Consider the following 16965-nt stretch of genomic DNA (forward strand, 5'->3'; position numbering starts at 1 on the left):
AATCAGTTTATAATAATATGCCGATCGCGATCGGTTAAAATTCAACGAGAGGTAAGTTACAGTTGATACAAATGAGACAAATGTAAGACCTCTAATTAGCAATTATTCCTGACTATATACAGCAGATATTATTTAATGATTTGGCCGTTTAACAAAACTAAAAAACAAATTGCGCGAATCGAAATTACTGGTGCGATCGCTTCAGAGACTCGCAAACAAGTTTTAAAAGCGTTTAAAACTATTGAAGAAAAGAAGTTTCCCGCTCTACTGTTGCGCATAGATTCCCCTGGGGGTACGGTAGCAGATTCTCAAGAAATTTTTGCTGCTTTGCAAAGGCTACAGTCAGATAAAAATGTGAAGGTAGTTGCTAGCTTTGGTAACATTTCAGCTTCGGGTGGTGTTTACATTGGTGTCGGTGCCAAGCACATTGTTTCCAATCCTGGAACGATTACAGGCAGTATTGGCGTGATCTTGCGGGGGAACAATTTAGAACGACTATTAGAAAAAGTTGGTGTTTCTTTTAAAGTAGTCAAGTCTGGACCTTATAAGGATATTTTGGCCTTTGACCGTGAGTTGACAGAGGAAGAAGAGCGTATCTTACAGCAGTTAATTGATGTTAGTTATGGTCAATTTGTCGCTACCGTTGCCAAGGGTCGGAGTCTAGATCAAGATACGGTTAGAACCTTTGCTGATGGTCGAGTATTTACTGGAGAACAAGCTCTAGCATTAGGTCTGGTGGATCGCTTAGGCACAGAGGAAGATGCTCGTCGTTGGGCAGCAGAATTAGCAGGATTAGACCCTGATAAAGCCGAATATTTTAATATTGAAGAACCAAAACCATTCATCAACCGCTTTATTCCTGGTAGGAGTCAAAGTAAAACTGGTATCGGTTTAGCAATTGATTCGGTACAGTTTGACCTGGCGACTAGCGGTTTGCCGTTGTGGTTATATCGTCCTTAAAAATTAGCGAGTCGGAAATTGGCTGGTAAAATTTACTCGCCAATTTTAAGTTAAAACAATTATTAATTGTTTATTGTTTATTAATAATAATATGGTGTTGAATCACAAGATAGAAAAACTTAATTAAGGGAGAAGAAACAGTGGAGTGGAAAGTAAGAGGCATTCGTGGAGCAACGACCGTGACTGAAAATACGGAGGTCGCTATGGCAAGCGCTGTTAAGGAACTATTAGACGAACTGGAGACGTACAATTTATTCCAGCCTGACGATCTAGTTTGCGTAATTTTTACCGTCACTGCCGATCTTGATGCCGTGTTTCCCGCTGCTGCTGCCAGAAAACGCCTTGGCTGGAATTATGTTCCTCTGATCGATCTACAGCAAATGGATGTTAAGGGAAGTTTACCACGCTGCATTAGAATTTTGATTCAGGTTAATACTTCGCTGCCGCAATCGGCAATGATCCATCGTTATTTACATCAGGCACAGTCACTTCGCCCAGACTTGGACATTCAAATGTCTAGTCAACGCCTAGTCTAAATTAACAGCTTCATATTTAACTGCCAAAAAATTTGAAGCCTCTTTTACAACAAGCCATTTTAAATCAATTCCATTCCTATTTTAATCGGCTCGAATTCTGAATCGAAACAAGTCTAGCGATCATAAAAAGCACCTGTTAGATTCGCTCCCTGTAATTTAATGCTACGTAAATCTACGTCTGCAAAACAAACATTAACTAGATAGCCGTGTCTTAAGTCAGCTTCTCTAAGAATGGCTTTTCTAAAGTTAGACCCTTCTAAATTAGCACCCGTTAAATTAACCAGCCTTAGAGATGAATTGCTGAGATTGGCCTGCTTTAATTTTGCCCTAGTTAAGTTATAACTATCAAGGTTGACTCTAAGAGTAACATGATTAAGCTTAATTTTTTTCAGCTCAGATCTTTGAAAATTAGTTTCGCCTCGAATATAGTTTTGCAAGATTTTGTAGGCAGTGGCAAAAGAAACTAGATCTGAAGATTTTTGACTCTTGCTAGGGGAGAGCAAATTTTTGATAAAGAAGTCAACGGTTTGTTGATCGATCAAGCCTTTTTGGACAGCTATATGGTGAAATCTAGCTGTTTGTGAATTATTACGCTGCTCCAAAATAAGCTTAATTTGATTGTCATTAAGTAATGCAGCTTGTCGAAAATAATACACCAAGAGATGCTTTTGCTCTTGCTGCAAAAGTTGCTCCCATTGCTCCACAAAAAAATCGGCAGTTTTTTGTTTAAGCCAACCCCGCAAGACCAAAATTTCACCAATTTTCATCTGGGGAATTTCGACTTGCTCTTGTAAAGCAATTTCTATTTGTTTGGCTGAAATTAAACCAGCTTCGTTTAAAAGCTGACCGAGGGGCTTTTTCTCACTAGGTTTTGATGCTGGGGAATTATTATAGGTTGAAGAGGGTTTCACTATTACCTAAAAATGTCGCTTGAGTATTAAGATAATTGCGATCGCACTACCAAAGCTGCTTAAATACAAGGCGTGTGTTTAGATTGTAGTCTGAGGTAAAAAAGCCAAGCAACAGTAAATACACCTTGATTTGAAAATTTTCCAGATTAATATTGTGGGTTGAATTTTAATTGGACAATACAACATCTTGTTGTAGAGTCTATCGCTATATAGATAAACTGAAATATAGTTACTTCACACAAAGGATTGATTAAAAGAGGATGCAGATCAAAGCAACCAATACAGCATTATTAGATTGGACAGGCGACTTACTTGCCGTTGGTATTTCAGAAGGCGAAACTGAGTTGTCAGGAGACTTGGCCAAATTAGATGAAAAATTAACTGGAACAATTTCTGAATTGATTGCCGATGAGGAATTTGAAGGTAAATCTGGTACTAGTGCAGTTAGTCGTGTTGGCGGCAAAAATCCCGTACGCAAAATTGCTTTAGTTGGCTTGGGCAAGACAAGCGATTTAACTATAGATAGCTGGCGCAGTGCCGCAGCAGCGATCGCTCGTTTGGCAAAGAAAGAGAAAACTTTGGGTATTAGCTTGCCCGAAAGCTCAGAACCTGCCTCAGAAGCAGCTCAAGCAATCACGGAAGCAATTATTTTAGCTCTCCACGAAGATAATCGCTTTAAGTCTGAACCAGAATCTAAAGAACCAAAACTAGAGACTATTGATTTAATTGGTTTAGCGGGACAAGAATCAGCAATTGCCAAAGCTCAGACAATAGCCTCTGGAGTTATTTTTGCTAGAGAATTAGTTAATGCCCCTGCTAATCAAGTTACTCCCGTAACCATGGCAGAAACAGCACAGCAGCTAGCTCAAGAATACGGTCTAGAAGTTAAAATTTTAGAACAAGAAGACTGCGCTAAGTTCGAGCAGGGCATGGGTGCTTATCTCGGTGTAGGTCAGGCTTCGGAGATTCCACCGAAGTTTATTCACCTAATCTACAAACCTCAAGGTACAGCCAAGCGAAAGGTGGCTATTGTAGGTAAAAGCGTTACCTTTGACTCTGGTGGTCTGAATCTTAAGCCTAGCGGCAGCGGTATTGAAACCATGAAAATGGATATGGGCGGCGGTGCAGCTACTCTTGGCGCAGCCAAAGCGATCGCTCAGCTCAAGCCAGACGTTGAGGTTCACTTCATTTGTGCAGCCACTGAAAATATGATTAGCGGCAAGGCAATGCACCCTGGTGACGTGCTGAAAGCCTGTAACGGTAAAACGATTGAAGTCAACAACACTGATGCTGAGGGTAGACTAACCTTGGCAGATGCCTTAGTATATGCCGAAAAGCTAGAGGTAGATGCGATCGTCGATCTTGCCACTTTGACGGGTGCTTGTATTGTAGCTCTGGGTAATGATATTGCTGGGCTATGGAGTACTGATGACGCTCTGACAGAAGAGATGAAAACCGCTGCTAAATTAGCAGGAGAAAAGTTTTGGCAGTTACCGATCGAAGAGAAGTATTTTGAAGGCTTGAAGTCTCAAATTGCCGATATGAAAAACACTGGTCCTCGTGCTGGTGGTTCAATTACAGCTGCACTATTTTTGAAGCAGTTTATCAAAGAAACTCCTTGGATGCACCTAGATGTTGCTGGCCCAGTTTGGACAGATTCTTCTAGCGGAGTTAACAACAAAGGAGCGACTGGCTTTCCGGTTAGAACCCTGGTTAACTGGGTAAGTAATTAGATTTAATATCTGTATTGGAAGTCTTGTAATACAGCTATAAGTTGAATATTAGCAACTTTAGTAACTGCTGACGGTATGGAAAAAATGTATCTTATAATACATAAAAAATGCGATATCGTTGTTAATTTGGTTATTGCGCTTAATGTTAATCAAAAGTTAAGATTGGCGCGATCGCACTTATTGTGCGATTGAATTTCTGTTTTAAGGTGTGAGGAAAATGTCTAAATTAATCCGTAACTTGTTACTGGCTTGTCCAGCAATCATTGGTTTGGTGTTGGGTTCTCAATTGTCAGCTTCTGCTCAGTCAGTTTTAGGCGTAGACAGCAACACCGAGCTACTCAACCAAATTGATAATTATAGTCAAGAAGGTAAAACCAACCCCAGTAATCAAGTAACTAACGTCAATCAGCTGCGAGATGTTTCTCCCACAGATTGGGCTTATGAAGCACTACGTAGCCTAGTTGACCGTTATGGCTGTATCGCTGGTTTTCCTAACCAAACTTATCGTGGTAGTCAGCCTCTAACTCGTTATGAATTTGCCGCGGGCTTAAACTCTTGTTTAAATCAAATTGAGCGTTTAATCGCCTCACAAGGTTCTGTCGGTGCTGAAGATCTAGAGACAATAACTCGTCTCAGCCAAGAATTTGAAGCAGAATTAGCTACATTAGGTGGCAGAGTTGATGAAATTGAAAGCCGTACGGCAGCACTAGAAGATAATGCTTTCTCTACTACTACAAAATTACAAGGTGAAGCGGTCTTTGGCATCAGTAACGAGTTTAACAACTCTGATTTAAACGAAGTAGTTTTCCAAGATAGGGTGCGTCTGTCTTTTGTTTCCAGTTTCTTTGGGGAAGATTCTCTGTATACTCGTCTTGATGCCTCTAACGCTACTTATGGTTTTCAAACAGAAGACGCTAATGGAGATCCTGTTGAGCTTGACACTGGTACGTTAACTTATCAAACTTTGGATAATAGTAATAATATAGAAATTGGCTGGTTAGCTTACTACTTCCCTATCGGTGAAAAAATTGACGTTTATTTGCCCGCAGCCTTCCCACTCTGGGTTGACTTTGTTCCATCTTTAAGTCCCTATTTGGACTCGTTTACTGGCGCTACTGGATCTTTGTCTAGTTTTGCTGAATCTAGTCCCATCTATAAAATAGGTTTGGCTGCTGGTGGTGGTGTTGGTTTTAACTTTAAGCCTACTGACTTTATTACCGTTAGTGCTGGTTACTTCGGCGGTGATTCTTTCAACCCTGTTGCCGAGGAAGATGGTGGTTTATTCAATGAAGAATACTCTGCACTTGGTCAAGTTACTCTCAGCCTATTAGATGATAAATTACAATTAGCCGGTACTTATGTTCTGGGTCAATTTGGGAATACTCTAATAGATGGTGGTGATGGTGAATTTATTGGCACAAATGGCGTGTTCGACTTAGGGGTAGGTACTGCTAATGCAAATGTACCTTTCGGCGATGATACTAAAACAGCAACTAATTCTTACGGCGTAGAAGCAGCTTTTCAACTTAATGACAGAATTGCTTTAAACGCTTTTGGCATGTATATGGATGCACAGCCTACTTCTGGAGTGGGAGAAGCAGAAATTTGGTCTTATGGTGCAGGACTATCATTCCCAGATCTTGGTAAAGAAGGTAACTTAGCTGCTATTTTTGGGGGCGTAGAGCCTTATAATGGAAACGAGGACGATCTGCCGATTCATCTCGAAGGTTTATACAAATATCAGTTTAATGACAACATCTCGATTACCCCTGGTGTAGTTTATCTAATTGCTCCTAACGGCAACGAAGATGATGAAGATGCTTTAATTGGTGTTCTAAGAACTACCTTTACTTTCTAAGATTAAAACGATTAAGTGCCATTGAGTTGAACGCTAATTTTGAAGACCATAGTTATGTAGCTAACTAGGGTCTTTTTGACTTTTAAACCTTTATTAAACATCAAGTTAGCTTAAGCTCGATCGCAACAAGTTGTTTAAGCTGGCTTTCATAACATCAGTAGTTTGCCCAGAAACACTAAATAGTAAAGCTTCACGATAAATTCGTCCTGCACTAGAGTTAAGATAATTAGCTGCGCCACCAGAGGCAATTACTGCAGCTAGACTACAGCGTTGAGCCAAATCAATCATCGCAGCACGAAGCTGTAACCGCTGGGGATAAGTCTGGTTGTTTAATAGGGAAGCGATCGCCTTATTTTCTTGTTGTACTACCTCCCGATCGAGAGATTGCCAAGACTCTTGTAAAAACTGTAATTGTTTCTTCTCGGCTATAGCCTTAATAATATCTAGACCCCCGTAAGCGCAACCCAAGGCAAAAAAACCATGATTGAGGATATTGCGACGACTACTGTGGTGAATTGCTCCTGCTGGGTTAATAGTTACTACGCGATCGCTCGGTAAAAACCACTGCTTGATTGTGGCACTAACGGTATTGCTCGCAGCCATGGCAATTAGCTTCATTGGTTTGCTGAGCTTGATTTCACCTGCCAATTTTGATGCTTGATTTTGCAGAGGCATTATTCCATAAAGCTCTCTGCCGTCGGGTAAGGTTGCCCCGATAATAAACTGGTCAAAAAAATCATAACCAGTGATCCAGGGAACTTTCCCCGTTAAAAGATATCCTCCTGCTGTTTCGCTTGCCTGCATCATTGGCACACCGCAACGGCGCAGATGAGAAAACCCTACTCCTACTAGAGTTTTACCCTTGGCTACGTCAGGGAAAAATTCTGGCTGTAAAGACTGATTCTCGCTTTGTGCGAGCTTAGCTACAGCACTTTGATGTTGAGTTTGCAAAAAAGTTAAAGCACCAGAAGCCCTTGCCATCGTAATTTGTAAACGATGATAGTTTGGTTCGCTCAAGCCTGTTCCGCCCAATTCTGGAGCAACTTTTAAAGCCAACCAAGAGCGATCGCCCATTTTCTGCAAGGCTAACTTTAAAATTTCAGGCTGACGATCTATTTTATTAGCTAAAGGAACAATCTGATCTTGTAAAAAAGACTTAATTTGCTCAATCTCACTTTTCATCGCCTAGCCTTCATCTTTAACACCATCGACGCTAAGATCTTTAACATTCCTCGCAATTCTGGACAGCTCGCTTTTTTCGTTGAGGGCAACGCGAGACGGAGAACCGCTAATAATTCCTTCATAGTTACGGAAAGATTCTTTGATCAAGGGAATTTCTGATGCGTCAGAGCTAATAACATACTCGCGGATTCCTTTATCGTGCCACGAACCACGCATTTTAAAGACGTTCAGGGCGCGAGACATCTCACCCCGAATTTCGACATACTGTAGCAAAATAATGGTGTCAGTAATGGTAGAAATATGAGATTCAGTAATTGAGTTAGCTCCCAAAAATTGGTCGGTAGTATTGGTAAAGAAGCCCGTGATTTCTTCTTGTTTGGCATAACCCGTAACTCCGATCACAAATTGGCGGAAGGCATTGTTGGTAACTCCTCTAGCTAAAGCAGAAAGAGAATCGATCGCAATTCGAGAAGGCTTAAAATCGGTAATCTCTGACTTAATCATTTGTAAATGATCTTCTAAACCTGCTGATTCGGGATAGCAACACAGCAGCTTGAGCAAACCCTGACGCTCCATTTCTTCAAAGTCTACGCCCCAAGAAGAAGCATTGCGAGATAGCTGCGCTCTAGATTCTTCATAGGCAAATAGCACCGCTCTTTCTCCCTGACGACAGCCTTCTTCTAGGAACTTACTGACTAGCAAAGTTTTTCCTGTTCCTGTTGCTCCAGTAGCCAAAATAATTGAATCTTTGAAAAAACCTCCTCCACATAGTCGATCTAGGGTTTTAACTCCAGAAGAGCAACGGACATTGGAAGAACGCTGCGTAAGACGCATCGCTCCCAAAGGAAATATATTGATACCATCATTAGTAATGGTGAAGGGATACTCCCCTTTCATGTGAGTCGTTCCCCGAAGCTTGAGAATTTCTATGGTACGGCGACGACGCTCTCCTTCCAAAACGTTACGAATAATAATTACATTATCGGAAACAAATTCTTCAACTCCGAATCGGGCAATTTTACCGTATTCTTCAATTCGTTCAGTAGTCAAAATTGAGGTGACTTCTAGTTGTTTGAGACGTGCCACCAAACGAAAAATTTCTCGTCTAACCACTGAAGCAGCGTCGTACTGTTGAAAGACTGCTGTTACTGAGTCAATAGAAACCAGCTTTGCTTTATACTTACGAATTGCATACTGAATGCGCTCGATCAAAGCGGATAAATCGAAATTACCCACCACTTCCTGCCCTTCAGGATCGGGAGAGGCATCCAAAATGAATAGCTTGCCGCGATCAATTAAGTTTTGCAAATCCCAGCCAAAACTACAGGCATTTTCAATAATATCTTGAGGAGATTCTTCAAAAGTAACAAATATTCCTGGGCAATCAAAAAATTCAATTCCTCGATAAAGAAACTGAACCGCTAAAAGGGTTTTTCCTGTACCTGAAGTTCCACTGACTAAGGTAGTTCTGCCAAGCGGTAAACCGCCATGAGTGATTTCATCAAACCCTTCAATCATGGTGCGGATTTTACGAACTCCTTGGATAATTAGTTCTTGCTGCTGTGGTTGATTAAGGGGATTTGGTTCGTTCATCTAAAACAGAAATGGCGGGACTTAGCGTTTACCTTAAAACAATAGTGATTGGATTTTAAGCAACAGTATAATATTTTAGAGTAAACCGTCCGTAGGATTTGACAATTTTTGTTGGCGAATTTCTTCGTAAAGTAAATCTAAACCAATTAATACTTTTTCGCGATCGCTCAAATCACCAATTATTTTTCTTAGAGGAAGAGGTAACACTTTGGATAAAGTTGGAGTCGCCAGAATCTTATCTTCTTCAGCTAACTGAGGATTTTTTAAAACATCAATGACCTTAAGAGCATAAACTCCTTGAAAATCTTTTTCTAAAATATTTTTTAGAGTTTTGAGCGCTCGGACTGAATTTGGTGTGTTTCCAGCTACATACAACTTTAATACATAAGTTTTTTTAAATTGATCCATAATATCAAATAACTTATCAACTAGTTTGAAGTGATAAATCTAAAATTTTGCTTAAAAAGCACCGAGCGCTCATCAATAATTTTCAGGTTGACTATAGTTTTTATTCTACTGTAAAGAGCAGTTCTAAAGAGGCATTTGCTCCGGGGATGGAACGGCGATACATTTCACATAAATGAGAAATAACATCAATCAATGGCAAGCGACAATCGAGTAAAATATCTTCATTTCTCCCTTCTATTTTTAGCTGATGTGAAAAATCATCAATTAGCTCCATGTGAATTTCTAAAATTTGTGATGTAGCAATATCAGCAAAAAAAGCTTGATCGACAAATTCATCAATCAACTTGTTTATTGGGGAATTACTGTTAAAGTACTCAATTATAATCTGACGATAGCTTGAGCTTAGTTTATGATGTAATTTTTTTTGCTTGGGCGAGGATAAATTACGGTAGAAAAAGTTGGGATTGCGTTTGTAATATATTCCTGAATAACCTAGCCTTTCCTTGAGCTTTTCAGTTAGTCGTCGTTGCTGCGCTATCAAAGACTCTCTTACTGCTTCTTTTTTTAGTTCATCTTGAAGCGAATCATGACTAATCTTTGAACCTGGAGCAAAGCTGATAAACTTGGTAATGGCCAAATTAATGTATGAATTTATTTCGGCTAGCTGTGTTGGATAAAGCCGTATTTCCGCATGGTGATAGAGAGGATTAATAGTAGTCAAATTAGGTAAAGAAGTCGTAGAATCTACTGGTGCTTCAGTCAGCGCATCAACTAATTGCTCTAGTTCGACTATTAGCGTAGGAAGTAAAATTTCTGATTGCCATAGCTGATTAATGACCGAGCCTAACTGAGAATCTCTAAATAAAACCAGACAATCTATTTGTTCTTGGTTTTCCAAGCTAAAATCAGTTAAATCTTGAACTAGATTAAGGCATTTTAGCTCATAGCGATCGCTATCTAATAGTTTTATTACTGAATTAGATAACTGTTGTTGAGTAGAAAACAAGCAGATCTGCAATTTAGCTGAGGCCAATTCTGTAGTAGAGCTAAATGTATCTTGGTGGTCTGACATTACTGAGTATATTTGTACGTTATGGCTACAAATGTTATTGATTGCAAAATATAGACTGAGACTCTAATAAAGATAACAGCTTCAGAAGCAGATTTTGATCTAGAGGCTCTAATACTCATCCACTAAAGATTAAGAATGATTGAAGCTTGATCGAGACATCATTGCTATTTAATAAAAAGTTAACATTTATTGAGCCTCTTGGCGGATTGTAATAAAAAGCAACTTAAAAACAAATCTATTTTGCGCGCAGAACGTATTAAGATTATTCATAATGCTTATTTAACTTAAAGCTAGTTCAACCGTGAAGTGAAGTTTCTACTCTAGTTAAATAAAGCATAAAATCAAAGTTATTGACAAGGTAATTCATTACCTCTCTAGAGAGTTAGGTCGAGGCCAAAGTATTTAAAAGTTAGGCTGTAAATTTAGTTCAACATCATTTTGTCTGTTAAAAACCAAGATAAGGTAAGTTGCTGGTGATTTAAAAACCTTACTTAACAAATATTAACTGTTTGACTAGCTCAAAGTCGAGCAAGATGTAAACATTAATCTCAATAATTATTTGAATATTGCAACGCTAATTTAAAATTTGGTTTAGGTTAAATTTAAGGCGATGTTTGCCAATTTAAATTAATTTAAAATATTAGGTTGAGTTTATCTCATTGAGCTAAGAATTTTTAGAAGCTAAATTTTATCTCAAATTAAAAATTGTAGTTAGTTATTGAAAGATAAAAACCTGCTTTAATATATTTAAAATCATGTTTGTAGCTAATCTAAGCTTGCTATAAAAGACAAAAAGTTAATAGTTATGCTGACTAATAATGCCGCTTATTTAAAAGATTTTGTTCATCCAGTTTCGCTCTGTCAACCAGAGTCAGATTTAGGCAGCATCCTCAAAATTTTTCAACATTTGAAGTGTAAATTGTTGGCAATTCCTCAAAATTCTGGGGGTTGGGGAATTATTAATTCTGAAGATTTACTCTCCTTAATCGCTAAAACTTGGTTGGCGGAGAAAATGGCATTAGTTAGTCATCCTAGAAGTGAAGCTTACCAACGCAGCATTCCTTATGTAAAGACTTCCGACTTTGATTCGATAATTAAACCCGCGCTGATTTGCCAGGCAGATACCCAGCTTGATGAATTTTTAAATTATTTACATTATGAATCTCTATTTGATAATCAAGACGAATACTTGGTTGTTAATGCTATGGGAGAGCTACAGGGAAAGCTAGATCGAAACAAAATAATTAAATATTTAGCTAAAAAATCTGCAACTAATACTCCTCAATTGCCAGCTAGCTTAAATTACTTGAGCGAATTAATTGATTTTATTGCTTTACCCTTAAAGATAATAGAAACTGTTGAAGGAAAAGACCTTTATCTGAATAAGTGTTGGCAAGAACTGATTACTAGCAACCAAGATTCACAGCCGCCGCTAGAAGAACCCGATGCTATGATCGCGACTTGGTGGATGGAACAGCAGCTAAACTCAGGACAACAGGATTGCGAACAACAAAGCAAATCCCCAAAATTACCAGATTTAGCCAATGGCGATCGCGCTAAGAGTAATTGTCATACCTTGTTGGTGTCTGACATCTCACCAGAAATACCCAATCGAGACAATTTTACACTGTTTAAGCCAAACTCTAGCGAAGAATCTCAGGAACAACTTAGTCTCGATAATTCCCAATGTATAACAATAGAACAGGTTTCAGATTGGAATTATCTTAAGATTCCTCTAGTTGCTAAAAAGTTATCAGGAATAAGTGATTCTCCATATCGCTTGGTTATCGCAACTAAAATAGCTGCAACAAAGCCCTTCAATCCATCAAGCAATAGTGAGTCGCAAACTTTAGCAACAGTTAGCAATAGATTGCTGGCAACCATTAGTCATGAGCTTAAATCCCCTGTGACGGGAATTGTTGGTTTATCTAGCTTGCTTCAAGGACAAAAATTAGGTCAACTGAATCAGCGTCAAGCTCAATACGTGAAGCTGATCCAAAGCAGCGGACAAAAAATGATGGACATCGTTGATGACCTCTTAAGACTTACCAACTTAGCTGATAAACAGCTATTAGAGCCTGAGTTAATCAATTTAGAATTTCTCTGTCGGCAGCTGTATCAACAGGCTGTAAATAAAGTTCAACAACTCGATTGCGAGACAGCGCGATCTTGTTGGTTTCCAACAAAGAGCGACTGTCGAGGGCGGTCATGGCGGGCGGGGCGTACACCAAACTATGCGGTGCGACACGAAGTTAGTCCTTTAGGGCAAGCAAGCCCTGAAGGTTTCCTCCAGGGTCAGCCCCTTGCAAACCCCGCCGATTCTCTTGTTCAATCAGCATCGCTTGACTCTTCGTTTGAGGTTGAAGCTTCACGGCTAACATTAAATATTGAATCAGGAAATGAAATAGCGATCGCCAATAAGTTAGTCTTATCTTGTATACTCTCTCACTTAGTTTTGGAGACAATTCGAGTTGCTCAATCTCCAGACAATTTAAAGATTGACGTTAAGAGTTTACAGGGACTGACTGCAATTGTAGTCAGTAGCGACTTAGGCGACTGGTCATCATCTTCAGAAACTAGCTCATCTGCGCCAGATTCGGGCTTGGATTTAGTAATTGCTGAATACTTAGCCGAAGTTATCCACGGCAGCGTAACTAGTCTTTATTTAGCAAATCGCTGTCAATTCACCCTACTATTGCCCAAAGATAATACTCAGCATCAGCAATTATCTGGTAATTCAATCAGCAATCCCGCAGACCCAACAAAAACTCCTAATCGTAATTTAACTATTCTTTGTCTCTATCCTGAACTTGAAGCGATCGATCCTCAAGCTAATCATCGCAATGGCTCACATTTCGATCTTAAAAGCTGGTCAGACAACAGCGAACAACAAGTTAATTGTCAACACCGCATTATTGAAGCAGACAGCTTAGAACAGGCATATACTTTAGCTCGGATCTGGCAACTAGACGTAATTGTTTTGGATGGCTACCAAATTATTGAACCCGCTCAATTTTTGCGATCGCTTCAAAAATCAGAATATTTAGCTGCTTTACCTTTAATTACTTTAGATGGTAGAACTACAGAAGCAGCAAACCAAATCGAAGGATTAAATGTATACCCATGTCTGCTTCCAGCTGAACATCGCAGCGTTGACAATTTGATGCAGGTAATTCAAATTGCCACAGGAGTTTAAATACTCAGCATAATCGTTAATCGATTGAGATTAATTAGGTTGCGCTGCGGAGGGTAAAAACGGTAATTTCTGGGCGACTACCAAAGCGCAAAGGTAGGTTAGTCATGCCTAAGCCCCGATTAGTATAAGTTATAGTGTTTTCAACCTGATTCAATCCAGCGAAATATTTTCTTCCCCCAGGCGGCAATACTAAAGGACCAAGAAAAGGAACTCTAATTTGTCCTCCATGAGAATGACCTGATAATTGAAGCGCGAATTGATGAGTCGCCGCACTTTTTTCAATATAGTCTGGTTCGTGAACTAGCAATATGGCAGCAGTATCTTTTGGCAGTTGAGCAATAGTTTTCTCCAGGTCTGGGTTGCCCCAATAGGGATCGTCAAGCCCAGCAAAAGCCAATTTTTCGTCACCATGCTCGATCGAGTAAACTTGATTGTCTAAATTGGTGATGTTGCTCTCGATCAAGACTTGTTTCAGCACAGCGATCGCTTCTCCCCAATGATCGTGGTTGCCTAAAACGGAAAATATGCCTGACTTAGACTTTAGCTGACTTAATGTTTGCCTGAGTCGGTTGGCATCAAACCTGTTGTTTTGAGTAATTAAATCTCCCGTAATGGCGATCGCATCTGGCTGTTGTTGATTAACTAATCTAATAATTCTGGCTAACCGCTGTTCTGGCATAAATTTACTGGTATGAAGATCGCTAATCTGGACGATTTTAAAATTGTCGAATGTCCGAGCCAGATTAGGAATTGTTAACTGAATTGACACAACTTCAATCCAGTTAGGCTCTATTTTTGAACCGTAAATATAACAACAGGTAAAAAAAACAATTGTAATTAGCGTAAATTTACTTATCCATCTTCTAATTTTTCTGCGTATCAAAGGATGTTGCTTGGCAGGCATAATAAAAATTTTAGAAGCTGAAAGCTGCTTTTCTATACTAGTCTTAATCTATAAATTTTGACATTTCGTAATCTTAGCGAAAAATTTATTGAGCAGATTAAAATTCAGTATGCCCCGTCAGTTGTCAATCATGATTAAGATGGCTTTTTAAAGCAATAATTTATAACTTTAGAATGAAATATCTCCATCAACACGTAATTATCACCGGTGGTTCTAGTGGCATTGGTAAAGCAGTAGCTAAATTATTAGCGCAGCAAGGGGCAAACCTGTCGCTGATTGCCCGCGATTCCCAAAAGCTCGCGAATGCTCAACGGGAAATAGCAGCAGCAAGCGTTAATTCAACCCAAAGAATCCTGACTACTACCGCAGACGTAGCAAATCGGCAGGCAATCAGCATCGCAATCGAGCAAGCGATCGCTGCATTAGGAACGCCAAAACTATTGATCGCTTCTGCTGGAATAGCTCATCCTGGTTATTTTAACCAAATTCCTCTAGAAATTTTTGAACAGACAATGGCGGTAAATTATTTTGGTTCTTTATATAGCATCAGAGCAGTCTTACCAGCCATGGAAGCAAGCAAAAGGGGCAATATAGTCTTGATTTCTTCTGGTGCAGCATTAATCGGCATTTACGGCTATAGTGCTTATTGTCCTTCTAAGTTTGCCCTCAGAGGTCTGGCAGAGTCTTTACGAGGAGAATTAAAGCCCAAAGGTATTAAAATAACAATTGTCTATCCTCCTGATACCGATACTCCTCAGCTAGCAGCGGAAAACAAAATTAAGCCTCCCGAAACCCAGAAAATTACGGCTACGGCAAAAACTTGGAGCGCCGCCGCCGTAGCCGAGCAAATTCTTCAGGGAATAGAAAAGGGCAGTTTTGCGATCGCTCCTGGAACCGAACTTACTATTCTAAATCGATTTCATAGTTTACTTACTCCCATATTAAACTGGTATTTTGACAATCTAATTAAGAAAATTAATCATAAAAAATAGTCAACTCATAAGTCAGAGCAAAAAACAGCCAAAAATATAATTTATAAAGTAAAGTTATTTTTAAAATCTTGTCTAGTCATGGGTTGGTTGACAATAAGTCCTTCTTGTCCCAGGGTTTCCAAAGGTTGACCCTCGACATTAATCCAAACAGGGGTTTTGGGCTCAGAACTAGTCGTGGTATATATAACCTGGGCTAGTCTGCTAGTCATGGCGGCACTACCACCGCCAGAGGTAAACTCTTGAGATAGATTAAGATGAATTCCCTTTTGATCTTTATTTACACTAATTAGTTTAGTTCCCTGAGGAATTGCCGTAGTGTAGGCAGAATCTTGAGGAGGACGAGCTAATAGAGTTTCCAAAGCAGTTTCCAAGATTTGTTCAGATTTAATCGACTTCTGAAAGGTCATGGTATTAGAAACTAGTTTAATACTGTTATCGGTTGGGTCAAGCCAGCAAATTTCGACAACTTTTTGCTCAGTAATTGGTTCTGGTGTTGCCGGGACTTCTGATTCGACTATGGGAGCAGGATTCGGCTGAGTAACTAGAGCTTTTTGTTCTAGGGCGGATTTTGCCCACCAAGCAGCGCCTCCTCCCGCAGCCAAAATAGCCCCTGTGATAACTGCCACCACTGGAAGAGAAAAACGATTTTTATTACGATCCTGCATGGATTAAGCTCCCGATACGAGGAAATAGTTTGATCTTTTCTGAAGATAACGTTGATTTAGTTTCTAGTCTAATAAAACTAACCAATTCTAATCTATCCTCATCAATCTCTAATTGTAAAATACGGGCTAAGATTCCGTCGGCTTCTAGAACATTTAAGTTAAGGCGATCGCTAATACCCTCAGCAAAGCCGTTGAGCAACCTGGACGACATAGGGCGATCGTTGACAGTTCCTCGAGGTTCGATTAAACGGAGTGTTTTACCATTTATAACCTGGATAGCTAGTTCTAAAGTAATATTTAGTTCTCTAGAACGATTATTGATGGTATTAGTTCCAGAAGTCGAGTCATTAATACTAACATTAGGCCTGGGTCTACTTAGCTTAAATCTTAGCTCGATACGATTTGCAGGGCGTAACTCCAGGTGAAGATTTGATAGCTGATAGCTGATGTTGGTTGAACCTGATTTGCTAGTTATCAAACGATTAAGGGTTTTTTGGAGTTGAGCCAAAATTTCAGGAGACTGCAAGGCTTGGTTAAGATCGCTTTGCCTAAAAACCAGTTTTATTGCTCCTGAGGCTGGTTTGGCTAAAGAGTCTCTCAATCCATTAATACTGTTGAAATTTAAGTTTGACAGTCTCAGAGCTATGGGATCGGTTGCTAGATCTACGACGGCAATTCTTAGACCTGGTTGAACCTTAACACCTCTACTAGCAATTCTGACCTGATGAAGCTTTCCTTGAGCAATCTGATAACTAGGTCGATTATCTACTCTAATCGTCTGCTGCTCGACGCTAATTATTTGCGAGCGAATTTGACTAGCAGCGATCGAATCCAAAATTGTACCTCCACCAGATACTAAAGAGAGTAATCCAGACAGCACAATCGTCAGAATTTCCATGGCAAAACTAATCGTTAAACACTAAACATTGTCTGAGATTAACATTGCTCAATCTCA

The 16965-nt window shown here is 39.5% G+C and carries 14 protein-coding genes; 6 read left to right on the plus strand and 8 right to left on the minus strand.

Translation table 11 applies throughout. The annotated features are described in order from the left end of the window. Positions 1–135 precede the first annotated feature (135 nt). Positions 136–960, plus strand: coding sequence for a signal peptide peptidase SppA (gene sppA, locus V6C71_24600; GenBank protein HEY9771636.1), 825 nt, complete (start codon positions 136–138; stop codon positions 958–960). A gap of 140 nt (positions 961–1100) precedes the next feature. Continuing rightward, positions 1101–1496, plus strand: a complete 396-nt coding sequence (gene aroH, locus V6C71_24605; protein ID HEY9771637.1) for a chorismate mutase — start codon at positions 1101–1103, stop codon at positions 1494–1496. Between the two features lie 113 nt (positions 1497–1609). Here aroH and V6C71_24610 read toward each other — a convergent pair whose 3' ends face one another. Next, positions 1610–2407, minus strand: coding sequence for a pentapeptide repeat-containing protein (locus V6C71_24610; GenBank protein HEY9771638.1), 798 nt, complete (start codon positions 2405–2407; stop codon positions 1610–1612). Positions 2408–2667: 260 nt separating this feature from the next. On the opposite strand from V6C71_24610, the gene V6C71_24615 reads away from it, so the two are divergent. Together V6C71_24615 and V6C71_24620 are read left to right on the plus strand one after the other, a co-directional pair. After that, on the plus strand, positions 2668–4140 hold the full coding sequence (locus tag V6C71_24615; GenBank protein ID HEY9771639.1) for a leucyl aminopeptidase: 1473 nt from the start codon (positions 2668–2670) through the stop codon (positions 4138–4140). Positions 4141–4357: 217 nt separating this feature from the next. Beyond that, positions 4358–5998 carry an iron uptake porin gene (locus V6C71_24620; protein ID HEY9771640.1) on the plus strand — a complete coding sequence of 547 codons (1641 nt, stop codon included), beginning with the start codon at positions 4358–4360 and terminating at the stop codon, positions 5996–5998. Positions 5999–6103: 105 nt separating this feature from the next. Here V6C71_24620 and V6C71_24625 read toward each other — a convergent pair whose 3' ends face one another. The 4 genes from V6C71_24625 to V6C71_24640 form a co-directional block, all read right to left on the minus strand. Then, complete coding sequence (locus tag V6C71_24625) at positions 6104–7180, minus strand: acyl-CoA dehydrogenase family protein (protein HEY9771641.1); 1077 nt, start codon at positions 7178–7180, stop codon at positions 6104–6106. Between the two features lie 3 nt (positions 7181–7183). After that, complete coding sequence (gene kaiC / locus V6C71_24630; GenBank protein ID HEY9771642.1) at positions 7184–8773, minus strand: circadian clock protein KaiC; 1590 nt, start codon at positions 8771–8773, stop codon at positions 7184–7186. A gap of 75 nt (positions 8774–8848) precedes the next feature. Continuing rightward, positions 8849–9181 (minus strand): circadian clock protein KaiB, encoded by a 333-nt coding sequence (kaiB, locus tag V6C71_24635; GenBank protein HEY9771643.1) that lies wholly within the window; start codon positions 9179–9181, stop codon positions 8849–8851. A gap of 100 nt (positions 9182–9281) precedes the next feature. Further along, positions 9282–10253, minus strand: coding sequence for a circadian clock protein KaiA (locus V6C71_24640; protein HEY9771644.1), 972 nt, complete (start codon positions 10251–10253; stop codon positions 9282–9284). Positions 10254–11058: 805 nt separating this feature from the next. Here V6C71_24640 and V6C71_24645 point away from each other — a divergent pair. Further along, the gene (locus V6C71_24645) at positions 11059–13449 is read left to right on the plus strand and encodes a histidine kinase dimerization/phospho-acceptor domain-containing protein (GenBank protein HEY9771645.1); all 2391 of its coding nucleotides are present in this window, start codon (positions 11059–11061) and stop codon (positions 13447–13449) included. A gap of 34 nt (positions 13450–13483) precedes the next feature. Here V6C71_24645 and V6C71_24650 read toward each other — a convergent pair whose 3' ends face one another. Next, positions 13484–14353, minus strand: a complete 870-nt coding sequence (locus tag V6C71_24650; protein HEY9771646.1) for a metallophosphoesterase — start codon at positions 14351–14353, stop codon at positions 13484–13486. Between the two features lie 173 nt (positions 14354–14526). On the opposite strand from V6C71_24650, the gene V6C71_24655 reads away from it, so the two are divergent. Beyond that, entirely contained in the window at positions 14527–15345 is an 819-nt protein-coding gene (locus V6C71_24655) for an SDR family oxidoreductase (protein ID HEY9771647.1), read from the plus strand. 41 nt (positions 15346–15386) lie between these two features. On the opposite strand, the gene V6C71_24660 is transcribed toward V6C71_24655, so the two are convergent. Together V6C71_24660 and V6C71_24665 are read right to left on the minus strand one after the other, a co-directional pair. Beyond that, positions 15387–16010: a GerMN domain-containing protein gene (locus V6C71_24660; protein HEY9771648.1), complete on the minus strand. Its 624-nt coding sequence runs from the start codon at positions 16008–16010 to the stop codon at positions 15387–15389. After that, positions 15997–16908, minus strand: coding sequence for a DUF2993 domain-containing protein (locus V6C71_24665; GenBank protein HEY9771649.1), 912 nt, complete (start codon positions 16906–16908; stop codon positions 15997–15999). The genes V6C71_24660 and V6C71_24665 overlap by 14 nt, the downstream gene beginning before the upstream one ends. Positions 16909–16965 lie beyond the last annotated feature (57 nt).

Source organism: Coleofasciculaceae cyanobacterium, assembly GCA_036703275.1.
Lineage (GTDB): Bacteria > Cyanobacteriota > Cyanobacteriia > Cyanobacteriales > Xenococcaceae > Waterburya.

Excerpts from the sequence above, each read along its gene's own strand:
- sppA (HEY9771636.1), top strand. The coding sequence starts at position 136 with ATGATTTGGCCGTTTAACAAAACTAAAAAACAAATTGCGCGAATCGAA.
- V6C71_24620 (HEY9771640.1), top strand. The coding sequence starts at position 4,358 with ATGTCTAAATTAATCCGTAACTTGTTACTGGCTTGTCCAGCAATCATT.
- kaiB (HEY9771643.1), bottom strand. The coding sequence starts at position 9,181 with ATGGATCAATTTAAAAAAACTTATGTATTAAAGTTGTATGTAGCTGGA.
- V6C71_24625 (HEY9771641.1), bottom strand. The coding sequence starts at position 7,180 with ATGAAAAGTGAGATTGAGCAAATTAAGTCTTTTTTACAAGATCAGATT.
- V6C71_24645 (HEY9771645.1), top strand. The coding sequence starts at position 11,059 with ATGCTGACTAATAATGCCGCTTATTTAAAAGATTTTGTTCATCCAGTT.
- V6C71_24660 (HEY9771648.1), bottom strand. The coding sequence starts at position 16,010 with ATGCAGGATCGTAATAAAAATCGTTTTTCTCTTCCAGTGGTGGCAGTT.
- kaiC (HEY9771642.1), bottom strand. The coding sequence starts at position 8,773 with ATGAACGAACCAAATCCCCTTAATCAACCACAGCAGCAAGAACTAATT.
- V6C71_24665 (HEY9771649.1), bottom strand. The coding sequence starts at position 16,908 with ATGGAAATTCTGACGATTGTGCTGTCTGGATTACTCTCTTTAGTATCT.
- V6C71_24655 (HEY9771647.1), top strand. The coding sequence starts at position 14,527 with ATGAAATATCTCCATCAACACGTAATTATCACCGGTGGTTCTAGTGGC.
- V6C71_24650 (HEY9771646.1), bottom strand. The coding sequence starts at position 14,353 with ATGCCTGCCAAGCAACATCCTTTGATACGCAGAAAAATTAGAAGATGG.
- V6C71_24615 (HEY9771639.1), top strand. The coding sequence starts at position 2,668 with ATGCAGATCAAAGCAACCAATACAGCATTATTAGATTGGACAGGCGAC.
- V6C71_24640 (HEY9771644.1), bottom strand. The coding sequence starts at position 10,253 with ATGTCAGACCACCAAGATACATTTAGCTCTACTACAGAATTGGCCTCA.